Raw genomic sequence first — 25,905 nt, 5'->3', positions numbered from 1 at the left:
GCCGTCGGGCGCGAAGCCCGACAGCGTTACGCCAGTTTGCAGGCGTCGGCTTCCCAGCGGTAGCCGACGCCGTAAACTGCACGGATAAAGGATTGTTCCTCATCCAGCGCTTCCAGTTTGCGGCGCAGGTTTTTGATATGGCTATCGATGGTGCGGTCGGTCACCACGCGATAGTCATCATAAAGATGGTTGAGCAGTTGTTCGCGGGAGAAGACCTTGCCCGGCTCGCTGGAGAGGGTTTTCAGCAGGCGGAATTCCGCCGGGGTGAGATCCAACAGTTTGTTGTGCCAGCTTGCCTGGAAACGCCCTTCATCCACAATCAGCGGGCTTTCCGCGTCCAGCGCCTGCAATTCGCGCTGCGGCTTGCAGCGGCGCAGAATGGTTTTGACTCGCGCCACCACTTCGCGCGGGCTGTAGGGTTTGCAGATGTAGTCGTCGGCGCCAATTTCCAGCCCCAGCAGACGATCGATCTCCTCGATTTTTGCCGTCACCATAATGACCGGCACATTGGAGAAGCGACGGATTTCTCTGCACAGGGTCAGGCCATCGGTGCCGGGCAGCATCAGATCGAGCAGGATCAAATCCGGCGGCGTCTGGCGGACATATCCCAGCACCTGATCGCCGTGGTTAATCAGCGTCGGCGCGTAGCTGGCCGCCCGCAGATAATCGATCAGCAACTGTCCCAGCTTCGGTTCATCTTCCACGATCAGAATACGCGGCGTGTTTTCATCAATGGGTAGCTCAGTCATACTTCTCTCGATTGTTCGCCTTCAAGCGGTAGTTCAACTGTAATAGTAACCCCGCCAAATGGCGAGTGCCCGGCGTGGATAGCGCCACCGTGGGCCTCCACAATATTAAAACAGATAGCCAGCCCCAGGCCGGAGCCGCCGCTGGCGCGGTTGCGCGATCCTTCCGTGCGGTAGAAACGCTCAAACAGGCGCGTCAGTTGCTCGTCGGAAACGCCCGGCGCGCTGTCGGCAAAACGCAGGATCAGTTTGCCGTCGCGGGTGGTGGACTGAATTTGCGTTTGTCCGCCGCCGTCCGTATAGCGCAGGCTGTTTTCCAGCAGATTATTAAACAGCTGCATCAGGCGATCGGGATCGCCAAAGACTCTGCCACTGGTGGACTGCAAATCCAGCGACAAGTTCAGGTTTCGGCTGGCAAAACGTTCATGAAACGCGCCAGCGGCAATCTCCAGCAGCGTCACCACATCCACCGGCGTGCGCTGGTAGGCCAGCGCGCCCTCGTCGGACATTGACAACTGATGTAAATCGTTCACCAGCTTGGTGAGCGTGCCGACCTCTGCCTGTAATGACAGAACCGATTCCGGCGTAAATTTGCGTACGCCGTCCTGAATCGCCTCCAGTTCGCCGCGCAGCACCGCCAGCGGCGTGCGCAGTTCATGGGAGATATCAGCCATAAAATCGCGGCGCATTTGCTGGTTTTTCTCCAGCGTACTGGCCAGCAGGTTAAAGTCGCGCGCCAGCCTGCCCAGTTCATCCTGGCTGTCAGTCGTGACGCGCGTCGAGAAATCGCCGGAGGCCAGTTTGTGCGTCCCTTCGACCAGCCGTTTCACCGGTGCCAGCAGGCCTCGTGCCAGCGGGAAGGTTGCCAGCGCCGCCAGCAGCATGGCAAGACCGACAATCAGCCAACTGGTGCGACGCTGTTGACGGTCAAAATTGATGTCGGTATTGCGCGTTAACCGCTCAACCGGGGAGGCAATCACCCAGCCCACCGTTTTCTGGTTCACCACAATCGCCCGGCGGTTGCCTTCGTCCGGCACCGTGCCGCGCGGGCCGACCAGCACATTGTTGTTCTGATCGACAACCCAGAACACCGTGCGCCAGCCGCGCGGCGGCGGCGGGCCTGGCGGGCCAGGCGGCGGATCATCGTTTTCCATCCCGCGATCGGATTCGGCGTTATTGTCTGGCTCCATCCCTTGGTCCGCTGCCCGGTTGTCCGGCGCCATTCCACGATCTGCTCCGCCGTTGTCGCCCATCGCGCGATCCCGCTCCATGCCGCGGTCTGGCCCACCGGTATCTTCATGGTCGTTATCGCGTTCGAAAGATCGCAGGATCTGGAAAATCATCCGGTCGTTATTGCGCAGAAATTGCCAGTCGCCGTGCTGGGCGTACTGCTCGGCCAGCGTGTCGCTCAACAGTTGCAGGCGCTGCTCGTTGCCGCGCTTGATATAGTCGATAAACCCGCGCTCGAAGCTGATTCGCACCGCCCAGTGCATGATGATCAGCAGTACGATGCAGGTGGTCAAAATGGCCAGAAAAAGTTTGGCCGTAATACCCGGCCGCCAGAATTTCATGATTCTCTCCTGTTGCGACGGGCAATCACGACGTTCTGGCTGGCGTCATTCGGGACGCGGGCGAAGATTAACGCCGGTAGTGAAATAATCACCGCCATACTGAGATAAGCGTAAAGGAAAACATGGTGCGCCACGCCGCTGTCCGCTGACAGATGCTGCTGGCCGAACAGGCCGAGCAGCAAACCGGCGACGGTAACGCCGATACTCATCGACAACTGCATGATCATCGACAGCAGGCTGTTGCCGCCGCTGGCCAGTTCATCGGGCAGATCTTTCAGCGTCAGGGTGTTCATCGAAGAGAAGCGCATCGAGTTGATCATCCCCTGGCAGAACAGCACCACCGGCAGCAGATAGTACCAGCCGAGCAGGGCGGCGCTCATAAACAGCAGGCTCACCAGCGCCAGACCAAGGGTGGAACAGACCAGAGCGCGGCGATAACCAAAACGGTTAACCACCTGCACGACAATCCGCTTCATGCCCATACTGCCCAGCACCATCGGGATCATCATCAGCCCGGCGTGGAACGGTGAAAAGCCAAGGCCAATCTGCAAAAACACCGGCGTCATAAACGGCAGCATGCCGCTGCCGATACGCCCGGCGAAGCTCCCGGCCAGCCCCAGTGAAAACGAAGGCGTGCGGAACAACCGCAGGTTGAACAACGCGCCATCGTTGCCTCTGGCGTGCAGCAGATAAAATAGCGTCGTCGCTGCGCCCACGGCTACCAATGCGCCAAGCTGGACGGGCGAAAGCCCCAGCCCGCGGCTGCCGTCGAGCGCCAGCGTCAGCGTTGCCATACCGCAGGCCAGCAACGCAAAACCCGCCATATCGAAACGACGGGTTTGCAGTTTATAGTTCGGCATCAGGCTCAGGGTGGCGATCGCGCCGATAATACCGACCGGCAGGTTAATCAGGAAGATCCAGTGCCACGACGCATATTCCACCAGAATCCCGCCGAGCGCCGGGCCGACCAGCGGGCCGATTTGCCCTGGCAGAGTGACGAAGGTCATCGCCGCCATATACTGGTCGCGCGGGACGATTTTCATCACCGTCAGCCTGCCTACCGGCACCATCATCGCCCCGCCGACACCCTGTAAAACCCGCGCCATCACCAGTTGATCAAGGGTTGAGGCCTGCGCGCAAAACAGCGAGCCGGTGGTGAACAGCACAATGGCGACGAAAAAGATATTGCGCACGCCGACCCGATCTGCCAGCCAGCCGCTGGCTGGCAGCATCACCGCCACGGTCAATACATAGGAGACCACCACCATGTGCATATGCAGCGGGCTCTCCCCCAGGCTTCGCGCCATCGAGGGGAGGGCGGTATTCACAATAGTGGTATCCAGCGACTGCATAAAAAAGCCAAAGGCGACAATCCATAGTTGCCAGCGGATGTTTTTGGGGAGTTCATTCATTCACTAACAGGCTCTCTTTCTTTCTGGCTAAAACGCATACGCAGGCGGTCAAAGAAGAGATAGACCACCGGCGTTGTATACAGGGTAAGAAGCTGGCTCATCACCAGGCCGCCGACAATGGTGATCCCCAGCGGCTGACGCAGTTCGGAGCCGTCACCGCCGGAAATGACCAGCGGCAGTGCGCCAAACAGCGCCGCCAGGGTGGTCATCATGATCGGACGAAAACGCAGCAAACAGGCCTGGAAGATGGCCTCTTCTGCGCTCAGGCTGCCCTTGCGCTGGGCTTCGAGGGCGAAGTCGACCATCATTATGGCATTCTTCTTCACAATCCCGATCAGTAACATGATGCCAATCAGTGCGATCAGACTAAACGGCGCGCCAAACAGCTCCAGCGCCAGCAGCGCGCCGACGCCCGCCGAGGGCAGCGTGGAGAGAATGGTCAGCGGGTGGACGTAGCTCTCGTAGAGGATCCCCAGCACAATATAGACCGTGGCAATCGCGGCCAGGATCAGGATCACCTGTGAATTCATCGTCTCCTGGAATACTTGCGCTGTACCGGCGAAACTGCCGCGCACGCTTGAAGGGACGCCAAGTTGCGTCATCGCACGATCGATGGCGTCGCTGGCTTCCGACAGCGACGTGCCTGTCGGCAGGTTAAAGGCGATGGTCGATGCCGCCGACAGCCCTTGATGGTTCACTGACAGCGGCGCATTCGCTGGTTGCCAGTGGGCAAAGTAAGAGAGCGGAATCGACTGGCCTTCGTTGTTGATCACATACATCTTGTCCAGCGCGCTCACGTCCTGGGTATAGCGGGGATCGACTTCCATCACCACTTTGTACTGGTTAAGCGGTTGATAAATAGTGGAGATCTGCCGCTGGCCGAAGGCGTTATTCAGCAGGCTGTTGGCCGCTTCAACACTGATGCCCAGCCGCGACATTGTTTCGCGATCGTAAACCAGATTCATCTCCGCGCCGTTGTCCTGCTGGTCTGAGTTGACGTCTGCCAGTTGCGGCAGCGCCGCCAGCGCTTTACGGATCTTCGGCTCCCACTCGCGCAGGGCGCTGAGATCGTCCGACAGCAGGGCAAACTGGTAGCTGGCATTGGCCTGCCGTCCGCCGACGCGAATATCCTGTACGGCCATCAAAAACAGGCTTGCGCCTGGCTCTTTCGCCAGTTTAACGCGCAACCGGTCAATCACCTGCTGCGCCGTTTCATTACGAATATGGCGGGATTTGAGGGTGATAAACATCATGCCGCTGTTCACGCGCGAGCCGCCAGTAAAACCGGTGACATTATCCACCGCCGGATCGTCACGGATGATTTTCATAAAATCCTGCAACTTACCGCGCATCGCCTGAAAGGAGATGCTCTGATCCGCCTGAATGCCGCCCATCAGCACGCCGGTGTCCTGCTCCGGGAAGAAGGTTTTCGGAATCGAGATATAGAGCCAGATATTCAACGCGATGGTGCCAAGCAGCACCAGGCCCACCAGCCGGGCGTGGTTCAGCACCCATTTCAACGAACGGGCGTACTGCTGCTGGAGCGCAATCAGCAAACGGCCAACGCCTCTTTCCCGCGTGCGTTCGCGCGGTTTATGGCGCTTCAGCAGCCAGCCGCACATCATCGGCGTCAGCGTCAGCGAGATAACCAGCGAGATGCCAATCGCCACCGACAGCGTGACGGCAAACTCTCGCAGCAGCCTGCCCGGCAGACCGGCCATCAGCAGTAGCGGCAGGAACACCGCTACCAGCGACAGGCTCATCGACAGCACGGTAAAACCGACTTCCCGCGTCCCTTGTAACGCCGCCTGTAACGGCTTCACGCCCGCTTCAAGATGGCGGGAGATGTTTTCCAGCACCACAATGGCATCATCGACGACAAAGCCGGTGGCGATGGTCAGCGCCATCAGCGACAGATTATTCAGGCTAAAACCGCACAGGTACATAGCGGCAAAGGTGCCGATCAGCGAAACCGGTACGGCGACCGCCGGGATAAGCGTCGCGCGACCGGAGCGCAAAAACAGAAACACCACCAGAATCACCAGCGCCACCGAGATCACCAGCGTCTGCTCCACTTCCGCCAGCGAGGCGCGAATGGTCGGCGAGCGATCCTGGGCGATTTGCAGATCGATAGCGGCAGGAATGGTTTTCTGTAATTCCGGCAGGCGGGCGCGGATACTATCCACCGTCTGAATAATATTGGCTTCCGGCAGCTTGCGGATCATCAGCAAAATCGCCGGCTTTGCGTTGGTCATCCCGGCATTGCGCACATCCTGCACCGAGTCGCTGACCGTAGCGACATCGCTTAAACGTACCGCTGCGCCGTTGTTGTAATGAATGATCAGCGGCTGGTATTCGGCGGCCGTTTTCAGCTCATCATTCGTTTGCACCTGCCAGCGTTGTGCGCCGTCATCCACTGCGCCCTGCGGGCGACGGACATTGGCGCTGCTGATGGCGGTACGCACGGCATCGAGTGACACGCCCTGATTAAACAGCGCCTGCGGATTGAGATCGACGCGCACTGCGGGCAGTGAACTTCCGCCGACATCCACATCACCGACGCCGTCGATCTGCGAGATGGTTTGTGCCAGCTGCGTCGAGGCAAAATCGTATAACTGGCCCTGCGAATAGGTATCCGAGGTCAGCGTCAGGATCATGATCGGTGCGTCCGACGGGTTCGCTTTGCGGTAGGTCGGACGGCTCGGCATACCGCTTGGCAGCAGGCTTTGCGCCGCGTTGATTGCCGCCTGCACATCGCGCGCGGCGCCGTTGATATCGCGGTCAAAATTAAACTGCAAAATGATGCGTGTACTGCCCAGCGAGCTGGAGGAGGTCATTTCGCTGACCCCGGCAATTCGTCCCAGCGAGCGTTCCAGCGGCGTAGCGACCGACGACGCCATCGTCTCCGGCGAGGCGCCAGGTAGTGAGGCGCTGACCATGATCACCGGAAAATCGACCTGCGGCAGCGGGGCTACCGGCAGCAGCCGGTAGCCGAGGATGCCGCACAGCGTTATCGCCAGCGAAATCAAAATCGTCGCCACCGGGCGGTAAATGAAGAGGGCGAAAAACTTCACTTACGCCTCCTCTTCACGGCGCGGGAAGCGCTGTTTTACGGCCAGCGACAGGCGGTCGAACAGCAGATAAATCACCGGTGTGGTAAACAGCGTCAGCACCTGGCTGACCAGCAGACCGCCCACCATGCCGATACCCAGCGGGCGGCGCAGCTCTGCGCCCACGCCGGTGCTGAGCATCAGCGGCAGCGCACCGAGCAGGGCGGCCAGCGTAGTCATCAGGATCGGACGAAAACGCAGCAGGCAGGCCTGGAAAATCGCGTCGCGCGGCGCCATCCCCTCTTCGCGTTCGGCGGCGAGAGCGAAGTCGATCATCATGATGGCGTTTTTCTTGACGATACCAATCAGCAGAATGATGCCGATAATGGCGATCACATCCAGTTCACTGCCGGAAATCATCAGCGCCAGCAGCGCGCCAACGCCCGCAGTCGGCAGCGTTGAGAGAATGGTGACCGGGTGAATAAAACTCTCATACAGCACGCCGAGCACGATATACATTGCCGCCACTGCCGCGACGATCAGCCAGACCGTGCTGCCAAGCGCAGACTGGAACGCCAGCGTGCTGCCCTGGAACTCGGTGCGGATATCGGTCGGGAAATTGAGGGTTTTTTCGCTGTCGGTGATCGCCTGCACCGCATCGCCCAGCGAATAGCCGCTCGCCACATTAAAAGAAATGGTGGTGGAGGGGAATTGATCGAGGTGGTTAATACTCAGCGGCGCAAAGCGTTGTTCCACTTTGGCAATCGAGGATAACGGCACCACGCCGCCGCTGCTGCTGGCCAGACGGATATTCTCCAGCGCCGCCAACCCCGGCGTTTGCGTGGTGTCGTGTTCCAGCACCACGCGATACTGGTTTGACTGGGTATAGATGGTGGAGATCAGCCGCTGACCGAAGGCGTTATACAGCGCGTTATCAACATCCGACATGGTGATACCAAGACGGCTGGCGGTGCTGCGGTCAACGTTGACATACGCCACCAGCCCTTTGTCCTGCCAGTCGCTGCTGACATCAGCAAGCTGCGGCAGCGCTTCCAGTTTGGCGATCAGTTGCGGCACCCAGGTGCTCAGCGCGTCCAACGAGTTTGCCTGCAAGGTAAACTGGTACTGGGTGCGGCTGACCGTGGTGTCGATGGTCAGATCCTGCGTCGGTTGCAGATAGAGCGCCACGCCGGGCACTTTTGCCGCCGCCTGTTGCAGGCGCGTAATCACTGCCTGTACGCGGTCGTCGCGCTCATCCAGCGGCTTAAGGTTGATTTGCAGACGGGCGCTGTTCAGCGACGGGTTGGTGCCATCGACGCCAACAAACGAGGTCAGGCTTTCCACCGCCGGATCTTGCAGGATAACGTCGGCAACCTGCCGCTGGCGCTGCGCCATGCTGGCAAACGATGCCGACTGCGGCGCCTGGAGCGTACCCTGAATGATGCCGTTGTCCTGTACCGGGAAGAAGCCTTTCGGGATGAAAACCCACAGCGCCACCGACAGCAGCAGCGTGCCTATCGCCACGCTGAGCGTCAGCCACGGGTGGTTAAGTACTTTCGCCAGCAGGTGGCCGTAACCTGCAATCACGCGCTCAAAAAAACGCTCCGAAGCGCGGGAAAAACGGTTCTGCTTGCGCAGGGATTCAGCGCTCAGCATGCGCGCGCACATCATCGGCGTCAGCGTCAGTGAAACCACAGCCGAGATCAGGATTGCCACCGCCAGCGTGACGGCGAACTCGCGGAACAGGCGCCCGACAATATCGCCCATAAACAGTAGCGGGATCAGCACGGCAATCAGCGAGAAGGTGAGGGAGATAATGGTAAAGCCGATCTCGCCTGCGCCTTTCAGCGCCGCCGCCAGCGGTTTTTCCCCTTTTTCGATATAGCGCGAGATGTTCTCAATTACCACAATCGCGTCATCCACCACAAAGCCGGTGGCGATGGTTAGCGCCATCAGCGTCAGGTTATTGATTGAGAAATCGAGGAACACCATCACCGCAAAGGTGCCGATAAGCGACAGCGGTACGGCTACGCCAGGAATAATAGTTGCCGGAATATTGCGCAGAAACAGGTAGATAATCATCACCACCAGCGCAATGGCCAGCATCAGTTCGAACTGCGTATCGCTGACCGAAGCACGGATGTTGTTGGTGCGATCGGAGAGCACCTTCACCGTGACCGATTTCGGCAGGCTCTCCGTTAACTGCGGCAGCAGAGTACGAATGTTGTCGGCGGTATCAATGATGTTGGCGCCAGGCTGACGCTGGACGTTCATCACAATCGCCTGTTGCTTATTCGCCCATGCGCCAAGCCAGCTATTTTCCGCGCCCTGTTCCACGGTTGCCACATCGCCCAGGCGAATGGGCGCACCGTTCTGGTAAGCGACAATCAACTGGCGGTACTCTTCGGCGGACTGCATCTGATCGTTGGCGGAGAGCGTGACGGCGCGCGTTGGGCCATCGAGGCTCCCTTTTGCCGAGTTAACGTTGGCATTGTCGATGGCGGTGCGAATGGTTTCGCTGGTCAACCCCAACGCGGCGATGGCCTGCGCGTTAAGTTTGACGCGCACTGCCGGGCGCTGGCCGCCGGAAAGCGTGACCAGACCGACGCCGGAAACCTGCGAAATTTTCTGTGCGACGCGCGTTTCGACCATATCTTCCACCTGCGTCATCGGCATGGCGGAAGAGGTGACTGCCAGCGTCATGATCGGCGGATCGGCCGGGTTAACTTTGCTGTAAACCGGCGGGTTAGGCAGATCGGAAGGGAGCAGGCTGTTGGCCGCGTTCATCGCCGCCTGCACTTCCTGCTCAGCAACATCCAGCGGCAGCGTGAGCTGGAACTGCAACGTCACCACCGATGCGCCGCCGGAGCTTTGCGACGACATCTGTTTTAAGCCCGACATTTGGCCAAATTGCCGTTCGAGCGGCGCGGTAATCGCCGACGTCACCACATCCGGGCTGGCGCCGGGGTAAAGGGTGACAACCTGGATAGTGGGGTAATCGACTTCCGGCAGCGCCGAGACGGGAAGAAAACGGTAGCCGATGACCCCGGCAAGCAGAATCGCCACCATCAATAAGGTGGTGGCGACCGGGCGCAAGATAAACAGACGGGAAGGACCTCCCGTCCGGCCTGGCGGTAGCAACTGCATCAGGAGTGCGCTCCTTTCGCCGGATGCTCACGTTTTGCGGGCATCTGCTGGGCGCTTTGCGCATCCACCACTTCCACTTTGGCCCCTTCGGTCAGACGGTCGATACCGTCCGTCACCACGCGATCGCCCGCCGACAGCCCGGCGGCAATCACCACTTTCTGGCTGTCCTGAATACCCGGCGTAACGATATGTTTGCTGACCTGGCTATTCTCATTCACCACCCAGACAAAGTTGCCTTCATTACCCATTTGCAGCGCGGCGGCAGGGATCACAACGGCATCTTGTTGCGTGGCGACCAGCATGCGCGCATTGACGAACTGGTTGGGGAACAGCGCGTCGTCCTGATTATTAAAGCGTGCTTTCAGCTTAATTGTGCCGGTGGTGGCATCGATCTGGTTATCAAGACTGAGCAACGAACCGCTGCTCAATTTCTGTTTGTTAGTGCGATCCCAGGCTTCCACTACCAGCGGTTGGCCAGCTTTTTGCGCCTGCACCACGGTGGCGATGTCGCTTTCCGGCAGGGTAAAGACGAGGTCAATTGGGTGGGTTTGCGTCAGCACCACAATGCCGGTGGTATCGCTGCTGCTGATCTGGTTGCCAATATCCACCTGTTTTAAGCCAACGCGCCCGGAGATGGGCGCCGTGATGCGGCTCCAGTCCAGCTGCAACTGGGCGCTGGCGACTGAGGCTTCATCGGCTTTGACGGTGCCTGCGGATTCCGTTACCAGCGCCTGCTGGGTATCGAGATCCTGACGGGAGACGAGACTGGTTTTCGCCAGTTGCTGGTAGCGGGCCAGATCGCGGCGCGCATTCGCCAGCGTGGCTTTATCTTTTGCCAGTTGCCCCTGCGCCTGCGCCAGTGCCACTTTAAATTCGCTGGGGTCGATTTCAGCCAGCAGATCGCCGGCGTTAACCTGTTGCCCTTCCTGGAAGTGGAGCGCCATCAGTTGGCCGGAAACGCGGCTGCGAACGGTCACGGTATTGGTTGCCGTAATCGTACCGAGACCAGAGAGATAACGCGGAACGGATTCGCGGGTCGCTGTGGCAGCCTGTACCGGCGGTAGCGCGCCGCCGCGCATGCCGTGGCGACCACCGCCACCAGCCTGACGCTGCGTGTGCCCGGTGGCGGAAGAAGAAGGTGTAGCCTCTTGATGGCTAAAGTGGTACCACGCGGCACCTGCCGCTGCGATAACCACAACCGCAACAAGCGTGCGGCGAAAAGTGAAACTGCGTTTCATCGTTATATGTATCTCGTCCTGAAAAAACCATGACCAAAATAATACTAGTTTAGTGAGGCTTTAACGGAGAAAAATGGAGGAAATATGAAACACTGTTTAGAAACGTCGAGCGGGGATAGAAATTTGTGTTAGGGATAATATGAAGAAGAAAATCATGCCGGATGGCGATCATCCGGCAAAATATTAGCGAAACAGAACCTGCGCCCAGCGGGCAAGCCCGGCAGTGACGGAGCCAAAATCATCGCCGCCCGCAATCGGGATCCCCGGCAGCGTTTCCGCCAGTGCTTTCTTGATGATTGGCGAGCGGGCGCTCCCGCCGGTCAGGTAGATCACTTCCGGCGTTTCGTTGCTGTTTTCCAGCGCCAGTTGCACCTGCTCAATAATGCGCTGTAACGGCTGATTGAGCGCCGCTTCCAGACCGTCCTGGGTGATGGCGGTGGCAAGATCGTCGCTGATAAACGGCAGCGGCGCGGTGACATGCGCTTCTTCCGAGAGGGCAATTTTGCTCTCTTCGGCGCTGCGTACCAGCCGGTAGCTCAGACGCTGCCGCCACACTTTCAGCAGCAGGGCGACTTTCTCCGCATCACGGGCGTCGCGCAGCAGATCGTTGAGCAGACGGCCATTGGCTGCGCTGTAAAACTCGGTTTGCGCCGGCACATCGTTGATCGCCACCGCGTTCCACCACGGCAGAATCGGCAGGGCGATGCCTTTTTCCGTCTGGCCGCCCATACCAAGCAGGGGCATCAGGCTTTTAAACGCCAGCGCGATATCCAGATCGTTACCGCCAACGCGACAGCCGCTGTGGCCGAGCAGGCTGGCTGCGCGATCCTGTCTGGCGCGCCACTGTGGGCCCATCAGCAGAATGGAGCAGTCTGTTGTTCCGCCGCCGATATCCACCACCAGCACGCGCTTCTCTTCGCTTAGCGTGGCTTCAAAATCGAGCCCTGCGGCGACCGGCTCATACTGGAACACCACATCGCGGAAACCGGCGCGTTTTGCCGCACGCTCAAGGATCCCCTGCGCCTGGGCGTTGGCCTCATCACCGCCGAGCCCCTGGAAGTTGATCGGTCGGCCAATGACCGCCTGGTTGATGCTTTCCGGCAGTTGCGTTTCGGCCTGTTGGCGAATATGCAGCATCATGGCGCAGACCAGATCCTCGAACAGGGCAATCTGCTGCGGTTTCAGGCCGCTGGCGCCGAGGAAGGATTTCGGCGATTTAACGAAGTAAACCTCCTCCGGATCGCTCACGTACTGACGCAGCGAGGCGAGACCAAATTGCACGCTGGCAGCGTTGACCTCAATATCTTCCTCACGGTTAAAACTTACCGCCCGGCGTAGCAGCGCCTGGGTTTCGTTCCCCGTAGCCGGAACCTGATGGTGACGATAGAGCCATTCGCTGACGGCTTCGCGCGTCGGTGCGCAGAGCATAGATGGCAGCAGCGTACTGTTATTTTCCATGGTCAGCAGGTGTGGCGCGCCATCGCGCATTACTGCAATCGAGCAGTTTGCTGTCCCGTAGTCAAAGCCTACAAACACGTGTTTATCCCCATGCCAGTGAAGAAGGGGGGCGACTTTAGCCGAATGCGGCGCGGGCGACAACCGGAATATGAAAGCAAGGCGGAAAATTCCGATGCCGTTTATGCTGTTAGCAGAAAACGAGGAGTAACTATGTACGAATTGCGCTGGCAGCCGCCCTGTGACTGGGCCTGGATGTTGGGATTTTTAGGCGATCGCGCCGTGGCGGGCGTTGAACAGATTGATGCGACACGCTATGTGCGTTCCTTTGCCTCTGGCGAGCATCGCGGGCTGATTATCGCCGAACCGGATGAAGCGAGCGCGACGCTGAAGGTGACGCTCAGCGAAGGTTTACAGCCGATTGCGGAACTGTGCCTGCAACGGATTCGCTGTCTGTTTGATCTGGACTGCAATCCGCAGGAGGTGACTGCGGCGCTGGGAACGCTGGGCGCCGCGCGACCAGGGTTGCGCCTGCCAGGATGCGTTGATCCGTTTGAGCAGGGTGTGCGGGCAATTTTAGGCCAGTTAGTCAGCGTGGCGATGGCGGCAAAGCTGACGGCAAAGGTTGCGCAGCGTTATGGCGATGCGCTGGATGAGCGCGGTTTTATCTGTTTTCCCACGCCGCAGCAGCTCTCTGCGGCGCAAGTCGGGGATTTACAAACGCTTGGCATGCCGCGCAAACGCGCTGAATCGCTGATATACCTGGCGCAGGCAGCCTGCGACGGTTTGCTGCCGCTGACGGCACCGGCGGATGTGGAGCAGGGGGTGAAAGCCTTGCAAACTTTCCCCGGCATCGGCCGCTGGACTGCCAACTACTTTGCCCTGCGCGGCTGGCAGGCGAAAGATATCTTTCTACCCGACGATTATCTGATCAAGCAGCGTTTTGCCGGGATGACACCCGCGCAGACGCGGCGCTACGCCGAACGCTGGCTGCCGTGGCGCTCCTATGCGCTGTTGCATATCTGGTATACGCCGGGGTGGGAGCCTGAAGTGTGATGCCTGGTGGTAGTGCATTTGTCGGCCGGATAAGGCTGTCAGTTGATAGCGAAATAACTGGTATTCAGCATCAAATCCAGCGGCTGAGCCGGCGAAATAATATCGCCATAAATCAGATCGATGCCGACGCCGGAAAGGGTATCCATCATCAGCGGCTGATTGGTCGGCCCGGCAATGCTCTTCATGCCAAGGCGCTGGGCGTGGCCCTGAATAATGGTCACCATCATCTCGTCCATCAGATTACCGTGAACGTTGGTAACCAGTTCCGGATCGAGCATCAGGTAATCGACCATATTTGGACTCAGGTGGTTAAAAATATCCAGATCGAGCCCGATACGGCTGAGAATAATGCGGCAACCCGCCTGGCGCAGCCGCTTCAGATTGTCGAGCAGGATGTTATCTTCACGCATCAGCGCATCGGCGTGCACCACCAGATGCAACAGCCGGGCGGATAGTGGGCCGCTTTCCAGCAGTTCGAGCAGTTCATTCACCAGCGTTGTACTGGAGAGCCCGGCCACAGAAAGCGGCAGAGCAACGCCGAGCCCTTTACCCGCAACCGCAGTAGCGTGGTTACGGAAAAACTCATGGAATACGCGGCGGTCGAGAGCGCGGATGAGTTCGGGTTCGCTAAGGTCGGAACGAAAAGCATGCTCCTCCATCACTTCGCCTTCGCTGGTCCACAAACGCAGGGAGAGTAGCCAGAAGTTGCAGGCTTCCGGCACGCGCGGCGACGCCACGCCGCGGGCAATCATCAGCAAATGATTGTCTCTGATCATATGCCACTGTTCATCCAGCGACAGCATGTTGCGCTCATGCTGCATCTGACCTTGCTGCGGTTCGTACACGGTCACGATACCGCGCCCATTATTTTTGGAGGCGTAACAGGCGATATCCGCCTGCGACATCACTTCTGAAGCCTGATAGTTTGTTTCATCAATCAGCGAAATTCCGGCGCTGGCGCCGACGCGGTGCAAACGGCCTTCCCAAGTAAATTCGTACTCATTGATGGCTTCAACAATACGCCCGGAAATATACCGCGCGCTCTCGACATTGCAGTCCGGCAGCAGCAAACCGAACTCATCGCCGCCAAGGCGGGCAAGAATGTCGGTCGAACGCAACATGCTGAGCATCAGCGACGCGATCTCGCGCAGCAGGGCGTCCCCCGCCGCGTGCCCGGCTGTATCGTTGACGGCTTTAAAGCGGTCAAGATCGATAAACACCAGCGCATGACGCTGGTGGAATTCCTGCACTGTCAACAGCAGGCGTTTGAGATGGTTTTCAAAACTGACCCGGTTCGCCAGATGGGTCAGCGCATCGTGCGAAGCGCTGTAGCTCAACTGCCGCAGCATTTTGCGGGATTCCGTGACATCCTGAATCACCAGCACCGAGCCGATATGTTGCCCATCCAGCGTGCTGAGCGGCGTGACGCTGTAGTGAATGTCGAAGCTGCCGCCGGTGCGGCAGTGCAGTACCACATCCTGTTCAATGGCCGAACGCGACATATCACCGCTGTGGATGTTTTCCATCACCGGACCATTATCACCAAACGTGATGCGCAGCACCGTCAGCAACGGCTGGCCGATAGCCTGTTTCTGCATCCAGCCGCTCATTTTTTCCGCCACCGGGTTCATAAAAGTGACGTTCATATCCACATCGGTACACAGCACCGCTTCGCCGATGGAATCGAGCGTAATGTGCAGGCGCTCTTTTTCCTGGAACAGCGCGTCGTTCAACTGCTTAACTTCTGTCATATCCATATTGACGCCGAGCAGGCGTTCGACTTCGCCATGCTTGTTCAGCACGCGGTTTGCCAGCGCGCGAATATGGCGAATACCGCCTTTGACGCTAATGCGGAACTCCAGTTTGAAGGCCATGCGCGCCGCCAGCCCGTCGCGGATAATGCGTTCGGTTTCCGGTCTGTCTTCCGGCAGCACGCGCTCGTACCACAATTGCCATGTCGGTTTCGTGTGGGGCGGCACTTCGTACATCTCGAACATGCGCTTGTCCCAACTGATAATGTCCGGCTCAAGCTCCCACTCCCAGATGCCAATCCCGCCCGCTTCGTTCGCCAGCGTGATGCGCTCCATCAGGCGCTTGTTAACCCACTCGGTCTGCTTCAGATCGTTAATGTCTTCGACCTGGGCGATAAAGTAGAGCGGGGTGCCATCCGTGTGGCGGACAACGGAAACGGCCATCAGCGCCCACACCAGCTCGCCGTTGCGCGTGTAATAGCGCTTTTCCATGGAGTAAGTAGAGATGTCGCCGCGCACCAGTTGCTCAAGCTGTTCCAGATCGCTGTTTAAATCTTCCGGACAGGTGAGCTGCTGGAAGGTCATCTGCTGCAGCTCCTCCTGGCTGTAGCCCAGAAACTGGCATAACGCTTTGTTGGCCTGCAACCACTGTCCTTCGGTGCTTACCAGCGCCATCCCGATGGCGGAATACTCCATCGCATTTCGAAAACGCTCTTCGCTTTCGATAATGTGTTTGCGCTCGGCGCGAAAGGCGTACATCACCATGGTCATGACGTTCACCGGCAGCAGGATCATCAGGAACGGCAGCCACGGCGCGTTCATCACCACGTTGCTTTTCGGCATGGTGATGAGAGAGGGATCATCGGCAATCATCAGCGAGACCATCATGATGGTAATCAGAAAGACGAGAAAGGCTTCAACCCGCGGCAGACGTACGGCGCTCCACATCAGCAGTACAATGACCGCAGTAAACGGCCACGGCAGGTAGTGCAGCGCCAGCCAGCTTAGCCCGAGCGTGGCAGAGAGCGTAACGAGTGTTTCCAGCAGCAACTGCGGTTTACGGTGACGCAGCAGGTAGTGCGGTTTAAACAGCAGGCCGAGCGGCACCAGCGCCAGCGCGCCGATCGATTCCGACAGCACCCAGACCAGAAAGGTCCGCAGGATATTGTCACCGGGCACCAGCAGACAAACCAGCACGCCGCCGACCAGCGGCGGGATAATCGCGCTGCCGACCGCCAGACGTAGCCAGTCACCAAGGTTTTGCAGTGGGTTATACCAGGGCAACAGTTTGCGCAGCAGCACCGCGCCTATTGCGGCCTCGATAACATTGACAGCGGTATAGCGTAGATCGACCGCACTGGCCGATAAGAGCAAGACTGTCGCCGCGACATTGCCCAGCACGCAGGCCAGCGCGATGCCCGGCCACATCCGCCCGGCGTGGCGGTAAAATCCCACCATAATGATGGCGGTGGGAAACCACAGCGGCGCGATAACGGTGCCAAAACGGATAAGCTCCAGCGAGAAGAGCGTAAAGATGAAAGAGAGCAGCCCTAAACTGACAAGCCGCAGCCCAGGATGTGGGGTGGTAACCAAAACGCGCTGGTGTTGTTTCTTCATTACCGCTTTATCCGCAACCCTGTAACGTCCGGAACCGCGTCCGGAGAGTGAAATTTGATTTTTGGATTATGCTAGTACAAACAATTTACAATTCCTATGCCGGGCGCTCATAATTTGACACCATAGTGTTATTAATTACTTAGTCAGTAATGAAAACGCATCCGCCGGGTTAATTTTGAGCGTTTTAATTGATGACTGGTCAGTCAGACGGGCAAAAGCGAGCGGCTTTTTACCGTCCCCGTTTCCGCTAAGGATTCGGCTGGTATCACGACGGTGAAATCCCTATAATTGCCGCGTTTGACGCTTCGGCGTCGTCCTTCCTTTACATCCAGGTTAATCAGGTCGCTAAATTTATGACTGATCAGTCTCATCAGTGCGTCATCATCGGCATCGCCGGCGCATCTGCTTCAGGTAAAAGTCTTATCGCCAGCACGCTGTATCGTGAACTGCGCGAGCAGGTGGGTGATGAACACATTGGCGTTATTCCAGAAGACAGCTACTACAAAGATCAAAGCCATCTGTCGATGGAAGAGCGTGTAAAAACCAACTATGACCACCCCAGTGCAATGGATCATAGTCTGTTATTCCAGCATTTGCAGTCGCTCAAGCGCGGCGAAGCCATTGAGTTACCGGTGTACAGCTATGTGGAACATACTCGCACCCAAGAAACTATCCGCATTGAAGCGAAAAAAGTGATCATCCTGGAAGGGATCCTGTTGCTGACTGATTCACGCCTGCGTGATGAGATGAACTTCTCCATTTTCGTTGATACGCCGCTCGATATCTGCCTGATGCGCCGCATCAAGCGCGACGTTAACGAGCGCGGCCGTTCAATGGACTCGGTCATGGCGCAATATCAAAAAACCGTGCGTCCGATGTTCCTGCAATTTATTGAACCCTCCAAGCAGTACGCCGACATCATCGTGCCGCGCGGCGGTAAAAACCGCATCGCTATCGATATTCTGAAAGCCAAAATCAGCCAGTTTTTTGAATAATACATGTTAGGCTATAGCACTGAGTGTTAAGTCCGGCCCCTGATTTTCTCAGGGGCGTGTCGCACTATTAAGGAGAATGCGCCATGCGTCTTTGTGACCGCGATATTGAAGCCTGGCTGAATGACGGTCGGCTTGCTATTAACCCGCGTCCGCCAGTAGAACGGATTAACGGGGCGACGGTGGATGTCCGCCTCGGCAATAAATTCCGCACGTTCAGCGGACACACGGCGGCGTTTATCGATCTCAGCGGCCCGAAGCATGAAGTCAGCGCGGCCCTTGACCGGGTAATGAGCGACGAAATTGTGCTCGATGAAGGCGAGGCGTTTTTCCTGCATCCGGGCGAACTGGCGCTGGCGGTGACCTATGAATCCGTTACCTTGCCTGCCGATCTGGTTGGCTGGCTGGACGGGCGCTCTTCCCTCGCGCGTCTGGGTTTGATGGTGCACGTGACCGCGCACCGTATCGATCCCGGCTGGTCCGGCTGTATCGTGCTGGAGTTCTATAATTCAGGCAAGCTGCCGCTGGCGCTGCGTCCGGGCATGCTGATTGGCGCCCTGAGCTTTGAGCCGCTCTCCGGACCGGCCGATCGTCCTTACAACCGACGTGAAGATGCGAAGTATCGCGATCAGCAAGGCGCGGTCGCCAGCCGCATTGATAAAGACTGACTGATCTCCATTGAGGATGTGATGAGAAGAGCGTTAACAACACTGATGATTTTGCTGGTCGTGCTGGTTGCCGGCCTTTCGGCATTAGTGTTACTGGTCAATCCGAACGATTTCCGCGCTTACATGGTGCGCCAGGTGGAGGTGCGGAGCGGCTATCAGCTACAGCTTGATGGCCCGCTGCGCTGGCACGTCTGGCCGCAGCTTAGCATCCTCTCTGGCCGCGTCACGTTGACGGCCCCCGGCGCGGAAATGCCGGTGGTGAAAGCCGATAATATGCGTCTTGATGTCAACCTGTGGCCGTTGCTGTCGCACCAGTTACAGGTGAAACAAGTGATGCTGAAGGGCGCGGTGATCCAGCTCACTCCGCAAAGCGAAGCGGCACCGGAAAAAAATGCGCCGGTGGCGCCGCATGGCAACTCACTGCCGCAGGTGGAATCCGATCGCGGCTGGTCATGGGATATTGCCCGCTTACAGGTTGCGGATAGTCTGCTGGTTTTCCAGCGCGCCAACGATGAACCGGTGACGGTACGCGATATTCATCTGCAAATGGAGCAGGATGCGCAATATCAGGCGACGCTGGATTTCTCCGGGCGGGTTAACCGCAATCAGCGCGACCTGACGCTTTCATTCAGCGCGAAAATGGATGCACGCGACTATCCGCGTAATGTCAGCGCCGCTATCGATAAATTGCAGTGGCAGCTTCAGGGGGGCGATACGCCGCCGAAGGGCATTAGCGGGGCGGGCTCATTGCAAGCGCAGTGGCAAGGCGTGGCACAGCGGCTGACGCTGAATGATGTCAGTCTGAGCGCGAATGACAGCGCCTTTACCGGCAAGGGAAGCGTAACGTTTGGCTCGCAGCCAGTCTGGGCGCTCGATGTGCAGTTCGATAATCTCAATCTGGATAACTTGCTGCCGGCGGAAGTGACGCTGAGCGGCGACGGCGTGACGCCACAGGGTCAGGAACAAAACCGCCTGCCGCGTCCGGTGATTGCCAGCGGGGCGGATACGCCGCAGTACAACGAACTGCGCGATTTTACGGCGCAAATCGGCATCACCGCGAAAAACGTGCGCTGGCGCGGTATGCAGTTTGCCGATGTCAGCGGCCAGCTCAACAATAATGCCGGTTTGCTGGCTATCCCGACGTTGCAGGGCAAAATGGGGAGCGGGCAAATCTCATTGCCTGGCACGCTGGATGTGCGCGGCAAGCAGCCTCACGCCGAGTTCCAGCCGCGGCTTGAGAGTATTGAGATTGGTAATATCCTGAAAGCGTTTAACTACCCAATTGCGCTGACCGGCAGCCTGACAATGGCAGGTGATTTCAGCGGCCCGGATATTGATGCGGAATCTTTCCGCCGCGACTGGCAGGGAGAGGCGCACATCGATCTGAAAAACAGCCGCATGGAAGGGCTTAACTTCCAGCAACTGGTGCAACAGGCGGTGGCGCGTAGCAGCGATGTGCATGCGAAAGATAATTTCGACAGCGCCACCCGGCTGGATAATTTCAGCGCAGAGTTGTCGCTGGATAAGGGACAGATGACCTTCAGCGATATGCAGGGTAGCTCCGCGCTGCTGGCGCTCTCCGGGGAAGGCAAGATGGATCTGGTGCAGGAGCAGGCCGATACGCGCTTTAATGTCCGGGTGCTGGAAGGATGGGAAGGCGATAGCGCGTTGATCGATTTCCTGAAAGCGACGCCAATCCCACTGCGCGTTTACGGTAAATGGCAGGCCCTCAACTATAGCCTGCAAGTGGACCAGGTATTGCGTAAGCATTTGCAGGATGAAGCCAAACGTCGTCTCAACGACTGGGCTGAGCGTAATAAAGATTCGCAAAACAGCAAAGACCTGAAAAAGCTGCTTGATAAGATGTAACTCTCCGGCCAGTTTGGCCGGATAAGCAACGGCGCTGTCGGGCTATAAAATGCCCTCCAGCGCCAGATGTTGCAGCAGCATAATGGTCTTGCCGTCGGCAATATCGCCCGTACGGATTGCCGCCAGTGCAGTGGCGAAATCCATCTCCACCACTTCAATATCCTCTCCCTCTTCGGACACGCCGCCGCCTTTTCCGGTGCGTTTGCTGTCATCGTATTCAGCAATAAAAAAGTGCAATTTTTCGCTGACGGAGCCGGGGCTCATCCACGCCGCGAATACTTTCTGCACCTGTTCCAGCCGGTAGCCGGTCTCTTCTTCCGCTTCGTGGCGAATGCGCTCTTCAGGCTCAAGCTCATCCAGTAGACCTGCGGCCGCTTCCAGCAAAAAACCGTGATGCTGGTTGACGAAAAGCGGTAAACGAAACTGTCGGGTGAGGATTACGCTCCGCTTGCTGCGGTTATACAGCAGGATCACCGCGCCGTTGCCCCGGTCATACACTTCGCGGGTCTGGCGCTGCCATTCACCGTCGTGACGGCGGTAATCAAAGGTGTATTTGGTCAGTTTTCCCCAGTCTTCAGCGAGGGGCATCGACGCAATAATGCGTACTTGTGCATTTTCAGATGACATATCAGCTCCTGTGCGGGTAAGATAGCAGCATAGCGTGCACATTCGTGCATGATCAAGATGTTTCGTGCAAACAGGAGCAACGCAATGCTAACCCCACAACGTAAGCAATTGATCCTCAGCCAGCTTGCTGAAGAAGGGCAGGTGTTGTCGAAAGAACTCAGCGAACGGTTTGGCATCTCGGAAGATACCGTGCGGCGCGATCTGCGTGAGCTGGCGGCTGAGGGTTTATTGCAGCGTGTGCATGGCGGCGCACTGCCATCTTCCGCCGCTACGGTAACATTTGCTGAGCGGCAACATTTGCAGTCGGACGCCAAGCGGCGTATCGCGCAGAAAGGCGCTCAGCTCGTCTCAGCAGGGCAGGTTGTTATGATAGATGGCGGTACAACGACCTCTGAGTTGATTACGCATTTCCCGCAGGATTTACGCATTACCGTGGTAACACACAGCCCTAGTATCGCCGTTGGGCTGGCACAGCATCCGCTGATTGAAGTGGTGATGATCGGTGGCCATCTCTACAAACATTCGATCGTCAACGTTGGTGCAGGCGCGCTGGAGTCTATCAGCCGGATACGCGCCGACCTCTTTTTTATGGGCGTGACCGGCGTCCATGTGGAAGCTGGTCTCAGCACCGGGGATTTTGAGGAGTCGCGTATCAAGCGCGCGCTGGCCGACAGGGCGGCAGAGACCGTGGTTCTGGCCTCGCCGGAGAAACTGAACAGCGCATCGCCGTGGGTGATTGGCGATATCTCGCTGATTAACACGCTGGTGGTGGATGCGCAGACCGACGATCGCCTGCTGGCCCCGTTCAACCAGCGCGGCGTGACGGTGGTTAAAGCGTAGCCATTTACACTTCGTAGTCCGGATCTTCGTCACGCGTCAGCGGAATGATTTGCACTTTCTGCACGCGGTGGCTCTCAACTTCCAGGGTTTTCAGCAGAACATCGCCCACCTGAACCTCTTCGCCAGGTTTGGGGATCCGTTGCAGGTACTCCATCAGCAGGCCGGCAATGGTGTGGTAATCGCGCTTCTCATCCAGCGGCAGCGCGATGTACTGCACCAGATCCTCCAGCGGCATATGACCATTGGCCGTCCAACTGCCATCGCTGTTTTTCTGAATATCGTGGCGCGCATCGATCTCTTCCACTTCGTTCGGCAGATTCCCGGCGATGGTCTCCATCACGTCGCTGAGAGTGACAATACCTTCCACGGAACCAAACTCATCGACCACGAAAGCGAAGTGGGTGCGGGCATTGCGGAACTGCTCCAGCGCCTGCAGCAGCGGCAGCGCTTCCGGGAACACCAGCGGCTGGCGGATCAGCGCCTTGAGATCCAGCGGTTCGCCGCGCAGGGATTGTTGCAGCAGATCGAGCACATGGACGACGCCGAGCAAATCCTCTTCAGCATCGCCGCCCGTAACCACCACGCGCGTATGCTGGTTTTTATCCAGCAGGGCGCGGATCTCTGCTTCCGGCGCGCTGAGATCGATATGCTCAATATCGTGGCGCGACGTCATGATGCTGCTAACCGAGCGCTGATTGAGGTTAAGCACCCGCTCAATCATGCGCCGCTCTTGCGGATTAAAGATCTGGCTATCGTCGCTGTCGTGCAGCATCGAGGCGGTATCGGCATCCAGTTCAGCATCCTCTTTACGTCCGCTGAGCAGGCGCATCACCGTTTCTGTTGTGCGCTGGCGTAGCGTCTGGTTGGCGAACAGAAAACGGCGGCGATTAAAGATAGCCAACTGGTTCAGCGCTTCAATCATCACCGAGAAACCAATTGCGGCGTACAGATAACCTTTCGGAATATGGAAACCAAAACCATCGGCCACCAGGCTAAAACCGATCATCAGCAGGAAACTGAGACAAAGAATAACAATCGTCGGGTGGCTGTTGACGAAGCGTGTCAGGGATTTACTGGCCAGCAGCATCAGGGAAATGGCAATTACCACGGCGGCCATCATGACGGCCAGGTGGTCAACCATGCCGACGGCGGTGATCACCGAGTCGAGCGAGAAAACCGCATCCAGTACCACGATCTGGGTGACCACAACCCAGAACTTCGCGCCACGCCGCTGCGTTGGATTGTCGCTGTCTTTGCCTTCCAGGCGCTCATTCAGTTCCACCGTCGCTTTAAACAGCAGAAACAGGCCGCCGAGCAGCATAATCAGATCGCGCGCGCTGAAACTCAAGCCGCGCACCGTAAACAGAGGATTGGTAAGTGTCACCAGCCAGGAGATTGAGGCCAGCAAAAGTAGTCGCATTAACATCGCCAGCAGCAGCCCGGTAATACGGGCGCGATCGCGCTGCGCCGCTGGCAATTTTTCCGCAAGAATCGCAATAAAAACCAGGTTATCAATACCGAGTACCAGCTCAATCACCACCAGCGTGATCAGCCCGGCCCAGATTGATGGATCCGCAATCCATTCCATCGTAAACGTAACACCTTCTGTGATATGACAATTGTCACAGTGCGATCATGGATAAAGCTGGATAAAATTGCAATGCCAGCCTGCGATTATTCTTAATTTATTGGATATGAGCAATATGTATAAATTCAATTTCCTTATTGTTACTGTGATTAATTATAAGAGAAAAATTAGCAAATTAGGATATTTCGCATAAGTAATTCCATATACAAAGATTGTCAATATACGGTTAGTCTTAAAATTCGAAAACTTTGTTCTTAAACTTATTCTTAAAAATATGTTTATCAGGGTTGGTGCCTTGCCTGCTATTCGCTTAGCTGCAACAATTCTTCCTGCATCACTCAAATATACTAACGATGTTATTTTCGTCATCGTTATTCGTTACAAATTCGATTCCTGCCGTATTTTTTCTGGTCTGCGGTCCATTGCGACCTAAAGGCCTTTAAGGGATAACTATCAATGAGTTAGAGATGTTCAGTGAATTGGTAACTGAAAGCCAGGGGCGGTAGCGTGCCTGTGGGTATGTCAATCAGCCTGGATTATTCTGTAATCGCATGTGGTTGAATAAACGCTTTTTAGGATTGATGCCAGTTATATTCTTTTGTAATTAACTGCATTCTGATTCTGTGTACAACTTGAGCGCTTATATAAATCGCACAGGATAATTACTCTGCCAAAGTGATAATTAATCAATGATGAAATCTAAAATGAAATTGATGCCATTATTGGTGTCCATAAGCTTGATGAGTGGCTGCACTGTTTTCCCCGGTAGCAATATGACTACGATGGGAAAGGATGTGATTAAACAGCAGGATGCAGACTTTGATTTAGACCGCATGGTGAATGTTTATCCTTTAACACCACGTCTGATTGAACAATTGCGCCCGCGCGTTAATGTCGCTCAACCAAATATGTCGCTCGACAACGAAATTGCGGCTTACCAGTATCGTGTAGGGCCAGGGGATGTATTGAATGTCACCGTCTGGGATCACCCGGAATTAACCACGCCAGCGGGTCAATATCGTAGCTCCAGCGACACAGGCAACTGGGTGCAGCCTGATGGCACCATGTTTTATCCCTATGTTGGGAAGGTAAAGGTGGTGGGGAAAACCCTCGCCGAGATCCGCAGTGATATTACCAGCCGTTTAGCGACGTACATTGCTGACCCGCAGGTGGACGTTAATATCGCCGCATTCCGCTCACAAAAAGCCTATATCTCCGGCCAGGTCGGCAAGTCCGGCCAGCAGGCGATCACCAACGTGCCGCTTACCGTGCTGGACGCTATCAACGCGGCGGGCGGGCTGACCGACAATGCCGACTGGCGCAACGTCGTGCTGACGCACGATGGAAAAGAGCAGCGTATTTCGCTCCAGGCACTGATGCAAAATGGCGACCTCAGTCAGAACCGTCTGCTTTATCCGGGCGATATCCTCTTTGTACCGCGTAATGACGATCTGAAAGTGTTTGTAATGGGCGAAGTGAAAAAACAGAGCACGCTCAAAATGGACTTCAGCGGCATGACGTTGACGGAAGCGCTTGGCCAGGCCGAAGGTCTCGACCTGACGACATCCAACGCCAGCGGCATCTTCGTTATCCGTCCGTTGAAAGGCGGCGAGGACCGCAACGGCAAGATTGCCAATATCTACCAGCTTGATATGTCGGACGCCACCTCTCTGGTGATGGCGACGAATTTCCGACTCCAGCCGTATGACGTGGTGTACGTCACGACTGCGCCGGTGGCGCGCTGGAATCGTCTTATCAACCAGTTGCTGCCGACAATCAGTGGCGTTCGCTACATGACCAACACGGCCAACGACATCCAAAGCTTGCAATGATTATGTTCAACAAAATTCTGGTGGTTTGTGTGGGGAACATTTGTCGTTCCCCGACAGCAGAGCGACTGCTGAAAAAATACCAGCCCGGATTAACGGTGGCATCAGCAGGGCTGGGCGCGCTGGTTGGACGTGGCGCGGATGCTAACGCGGTGAGCGTAGCGGCAGACAATCAACTTTCTCTCGAAGGACATTGTGCACGGCAGGTTTCCGGCGTCATGTGTCGTGAATATGACCTGATTCTGGTCATGGAAAAACGCCACATCGCCAGCCTGTGTGAGATTGCCCCGGAGATGCGCGGCAAGGTCATGTTATTTGGCCACTGGGATAACGAACGAGAAATTCCCGACCCGTATCGTAAAAGTCGTGAAGCTTTTGAAGCCGTTTACACCTTACTTGACCAGTCTGCCCGCCAGTGGGTGCAGGCATTGCAAGCTCAGCAGGGATAA

17 protein-coding genes are annotated in these 25,905 nt (G+C 57.1%); 7 read left to right on the top strand and 10 right to left on the bottom strand.

From position 1 onward, the window contains the following. Window positions 1–26: 26 nt before the first annotated feature. From baeR to yegD, 7 genes are all read right to left on the bottom strand, one after another. The gene (gene baeR, locus C0557_RS16345) at window positions 27–749 is read right to left on the bottom strand and encodes a two-component system response regulator BaeR (protein WP_007371234.1); all 723 of its coding nucleotides are present in this window, start codon (window positions 747–749) and stop codon (window positions 27–29) included. Continuing rightward, window positions 746–2,317, bottom strand: a complete 1,572-nt coding sequence (gene baeS, locus C0557_RS16340) for a two-component system sensor histidine kinase BaeS (protein WP_208659534.1) — start codon at window positions 2,315–2,317, stop codon at window positions 746–748. Before baeS ends, baeR begins: the two co-directional genes overlap by 4 nt. Next, window positions 2,314–3,729, bottom strand: coding sequence for an MFS transporter (locus tag C0557_RS16335; RefSeq protein ID WP_208659531.1), 1,416 nt, complete (start codon window positions 3,727–3,729; stop codon window positions 2,314–2,316). Before C0557_RS16335 ends, baeS begins: the two co-directional genes overlap by 4 nt. Next, a complete protein-coding gene (gene mdtC, locus C0557_RS16330) occupies window positions 3,726–6,803 on the bottom strand; it encodes a multidrug efflux RND transporter permease subunit MdtC (RefSeq protein ID WP_208659529.1) in 3,078 nt (1,025 codons plus the stop codon). Before mdtC ends, C0557_RS16335 begins: the two co-directional genes overlap by 4 nt. Next, on the bottom strand, window positions 6,804–9,926 hold the full coding sequence (locus tag C0557_RS16325; protein WP_208659526.1) for an MdtB/MuxB family multidrug efflux RND transporter permease subunit: 3,123 nt from the start codon (window positions 9,924–9,926) through the stop codon (window positions 6,804–6,806). It lies immediately after the preceding gene. After that, entirely contained in the window at window positions 9,926–11,164 is a 1,239-nt protein-coding gene (locus C0557_RS16320; RefSeq protein ID WP_208659524.1) for an MdtA/MuxA family multidrug efflux RND transporter periplasmic adaptor subunit, read from the bottom strand. Before C0557_RS16320 ends, C0557_RS16325 begins: the two co-directional genes overlap by 1 nt. Window positions 11,165–11,347: 183 nt before the next feature. Beyond that, the gene (gene yegD / locus C0557_RS16315; protein WP_208659522.1) at window positions 11,348–12,700 is read right to left on the bottom strand and encodes a molecular chaperone; all 1,353 of its coding nucleotides are present in this window, start codon (window positions 12,698–12,700) and stop codon (window positions 11,348–11,350) included. A 132-nt stretch (window positions 12,701–12,832) separates the two neighbouring features. Here yegD and alkA point away from each other — a divergent pair, with 132 nt between their 5' ends. After that, entirely contained in the window at window positions 12,833–13,675 is an 843-nt protein-coding gene (gene alkA, locus C0557_RS16310; RefSeq protein ID WP_208659520.1) for a DNA-3-methyladenine glycosylase 2, read from the top strand. A 38-nt stretch (window positions 13,676–13,713) separates the two neighbouring features. Here alkA and C0557_RS16305 read toward each other — a convergent pair whose 3' ends face one another. After that, window positions 13,714–17,043, bottom strand: coding sequence for a diguanylate cyclase (locus C0557_RS16305; RefSeq protein WP_208659519.1), 3,330 nt, complete (start codon window positions 17,041–17,043; stop codon window positions 13,714–13,716). Window positions 17,044–17,396: 353 nt separating this feature from the next. Between C0557_RS16305 and udk the strand changes: the two genes are divergently transcribed. From udk to asmA, 3 genes are all read left to right on the top strand, one after another. Beyond that, entirely contained in the window at window positions 17,397–18,038 is a 642-nt protein-coding gene (udk, locus tag C0557_RS16300) for a uridine kinase (RefSeq protein WP_074778241.1), read from the top strand. Window positions 18,039–18,121: 83 nt separating this feature from the next. Then, window positions 18,122–18,703, top strand: a complete 582-nt coding sequence (gene dcd, locus C0557_RS16295) for a dCTP deaminase (RefSeq protein ID WP_007371246.1) — start codon at window positions 18,122–18,124, stop codon at window positions 18,701–18,703. A gap of 21 nt (window positions 18,704–18,724) precedes the next feature. Continuing rightward, complete coding sequence (gene asmA / locus C0557_RS16290) at window positions 18,725–20,572, top strand: outer membrane assembly protein AsmA (protein WP_208659517.1); 1,848 nt, start codon at window positions 18,725–18,727, stop codon at window positions 20,570–20,572. A gap of 42 nt (window positions 20,573–20,614) precedes the next feature. Here the strand turns inward: asmA and C0557_RS16285 are convergent, their stop codons facing one another. Continuing rightward, window positions 20,615–21,199, bottom strand: coding sequence for an NUDIX domain-containing protein (locus C0557_RS16285; protein WP_208659515.1), 585 nt, complete (start codon window positions 21,197–21,199; stop codon window positions 20,615–20,617). Window positions 21,200–21,283: 84 nt separating this feature from the next. Here C0557_RS16285 and C0557_RS16280 point away from each other — a divergent pair, with 84 nt between their 5' ends. Then, window positions 21,284–22,039: a DeoR/GlpR family DNA-binding transcription regulator gene (locus C0557_RS16280; RefSeq protein WP_208659513.1), complete on the top strand. Its 756-nt coding sequence runs from the start codon at window positions 21,284–21,286 to the stop codon at window positions 22,037–22,039. A 4-nt stretch (window positions 22,040–22,043) separates the two neighbouring features. Here the strand turns inward: C0557_RS16280 and C0557_RS16275 are convergent, their stop codons facing one another. Next, window positions 22,044–23,627 (bottom strand): TerC family protein, encoded by a 1,584-nt coding sequence (locus C0557_RS16275; protein ID WP_208659511.1) that lies wholly within the window; start codon window positions 23,625–23,627, stop codon window positions 22,044–22,046. Window positions 23,628–24,316: 689 nt separating this feature from the next. Between C0557_RS16275 and C0557_RS16270 the strand changes: the two genes are divergently transcribed. After that, the gene (locus C0557_RS16270; RefSeq protein ID WP_074778231.1) at window positions 24,317–25,459 is read left to right on the top strand and encodes a polysaccharide export protein; all 1,143 of its coding nucleotides are present in this window, start codon (window positions 24,317–24,319) and stop codon (window positions 25,457–25,459) included. 2 nt (window positions 25,460–25,461) lie between these two features. Then, window positions 25,462–25,905, top strand: coding sequence for a low molecular weight protein-tyrosine-phosphatase Wzb (gene wzb, locus C0557_RS16265; RefSeq protein ID WP_074778424.1), 444 nt, complete (start codon window positions 25,462–25,464; stop codon window positions 25,903–25,905).

This window comes from Kosakonia sp. MUSA4 (assembly GCF_013085925.1).
Lineage (GTDB): Bacteria > Pseudomonadota > Gammaproteobacteria > Enterobacterales > Enterobacteriaceae > Kosakonia > Kosakonia sacchari_B.
The sequence above is the reverse complement of the archived record's forward strand: the minus strand, read 5'-3'. Positions and strand labels throughout refer to the sequence as shown.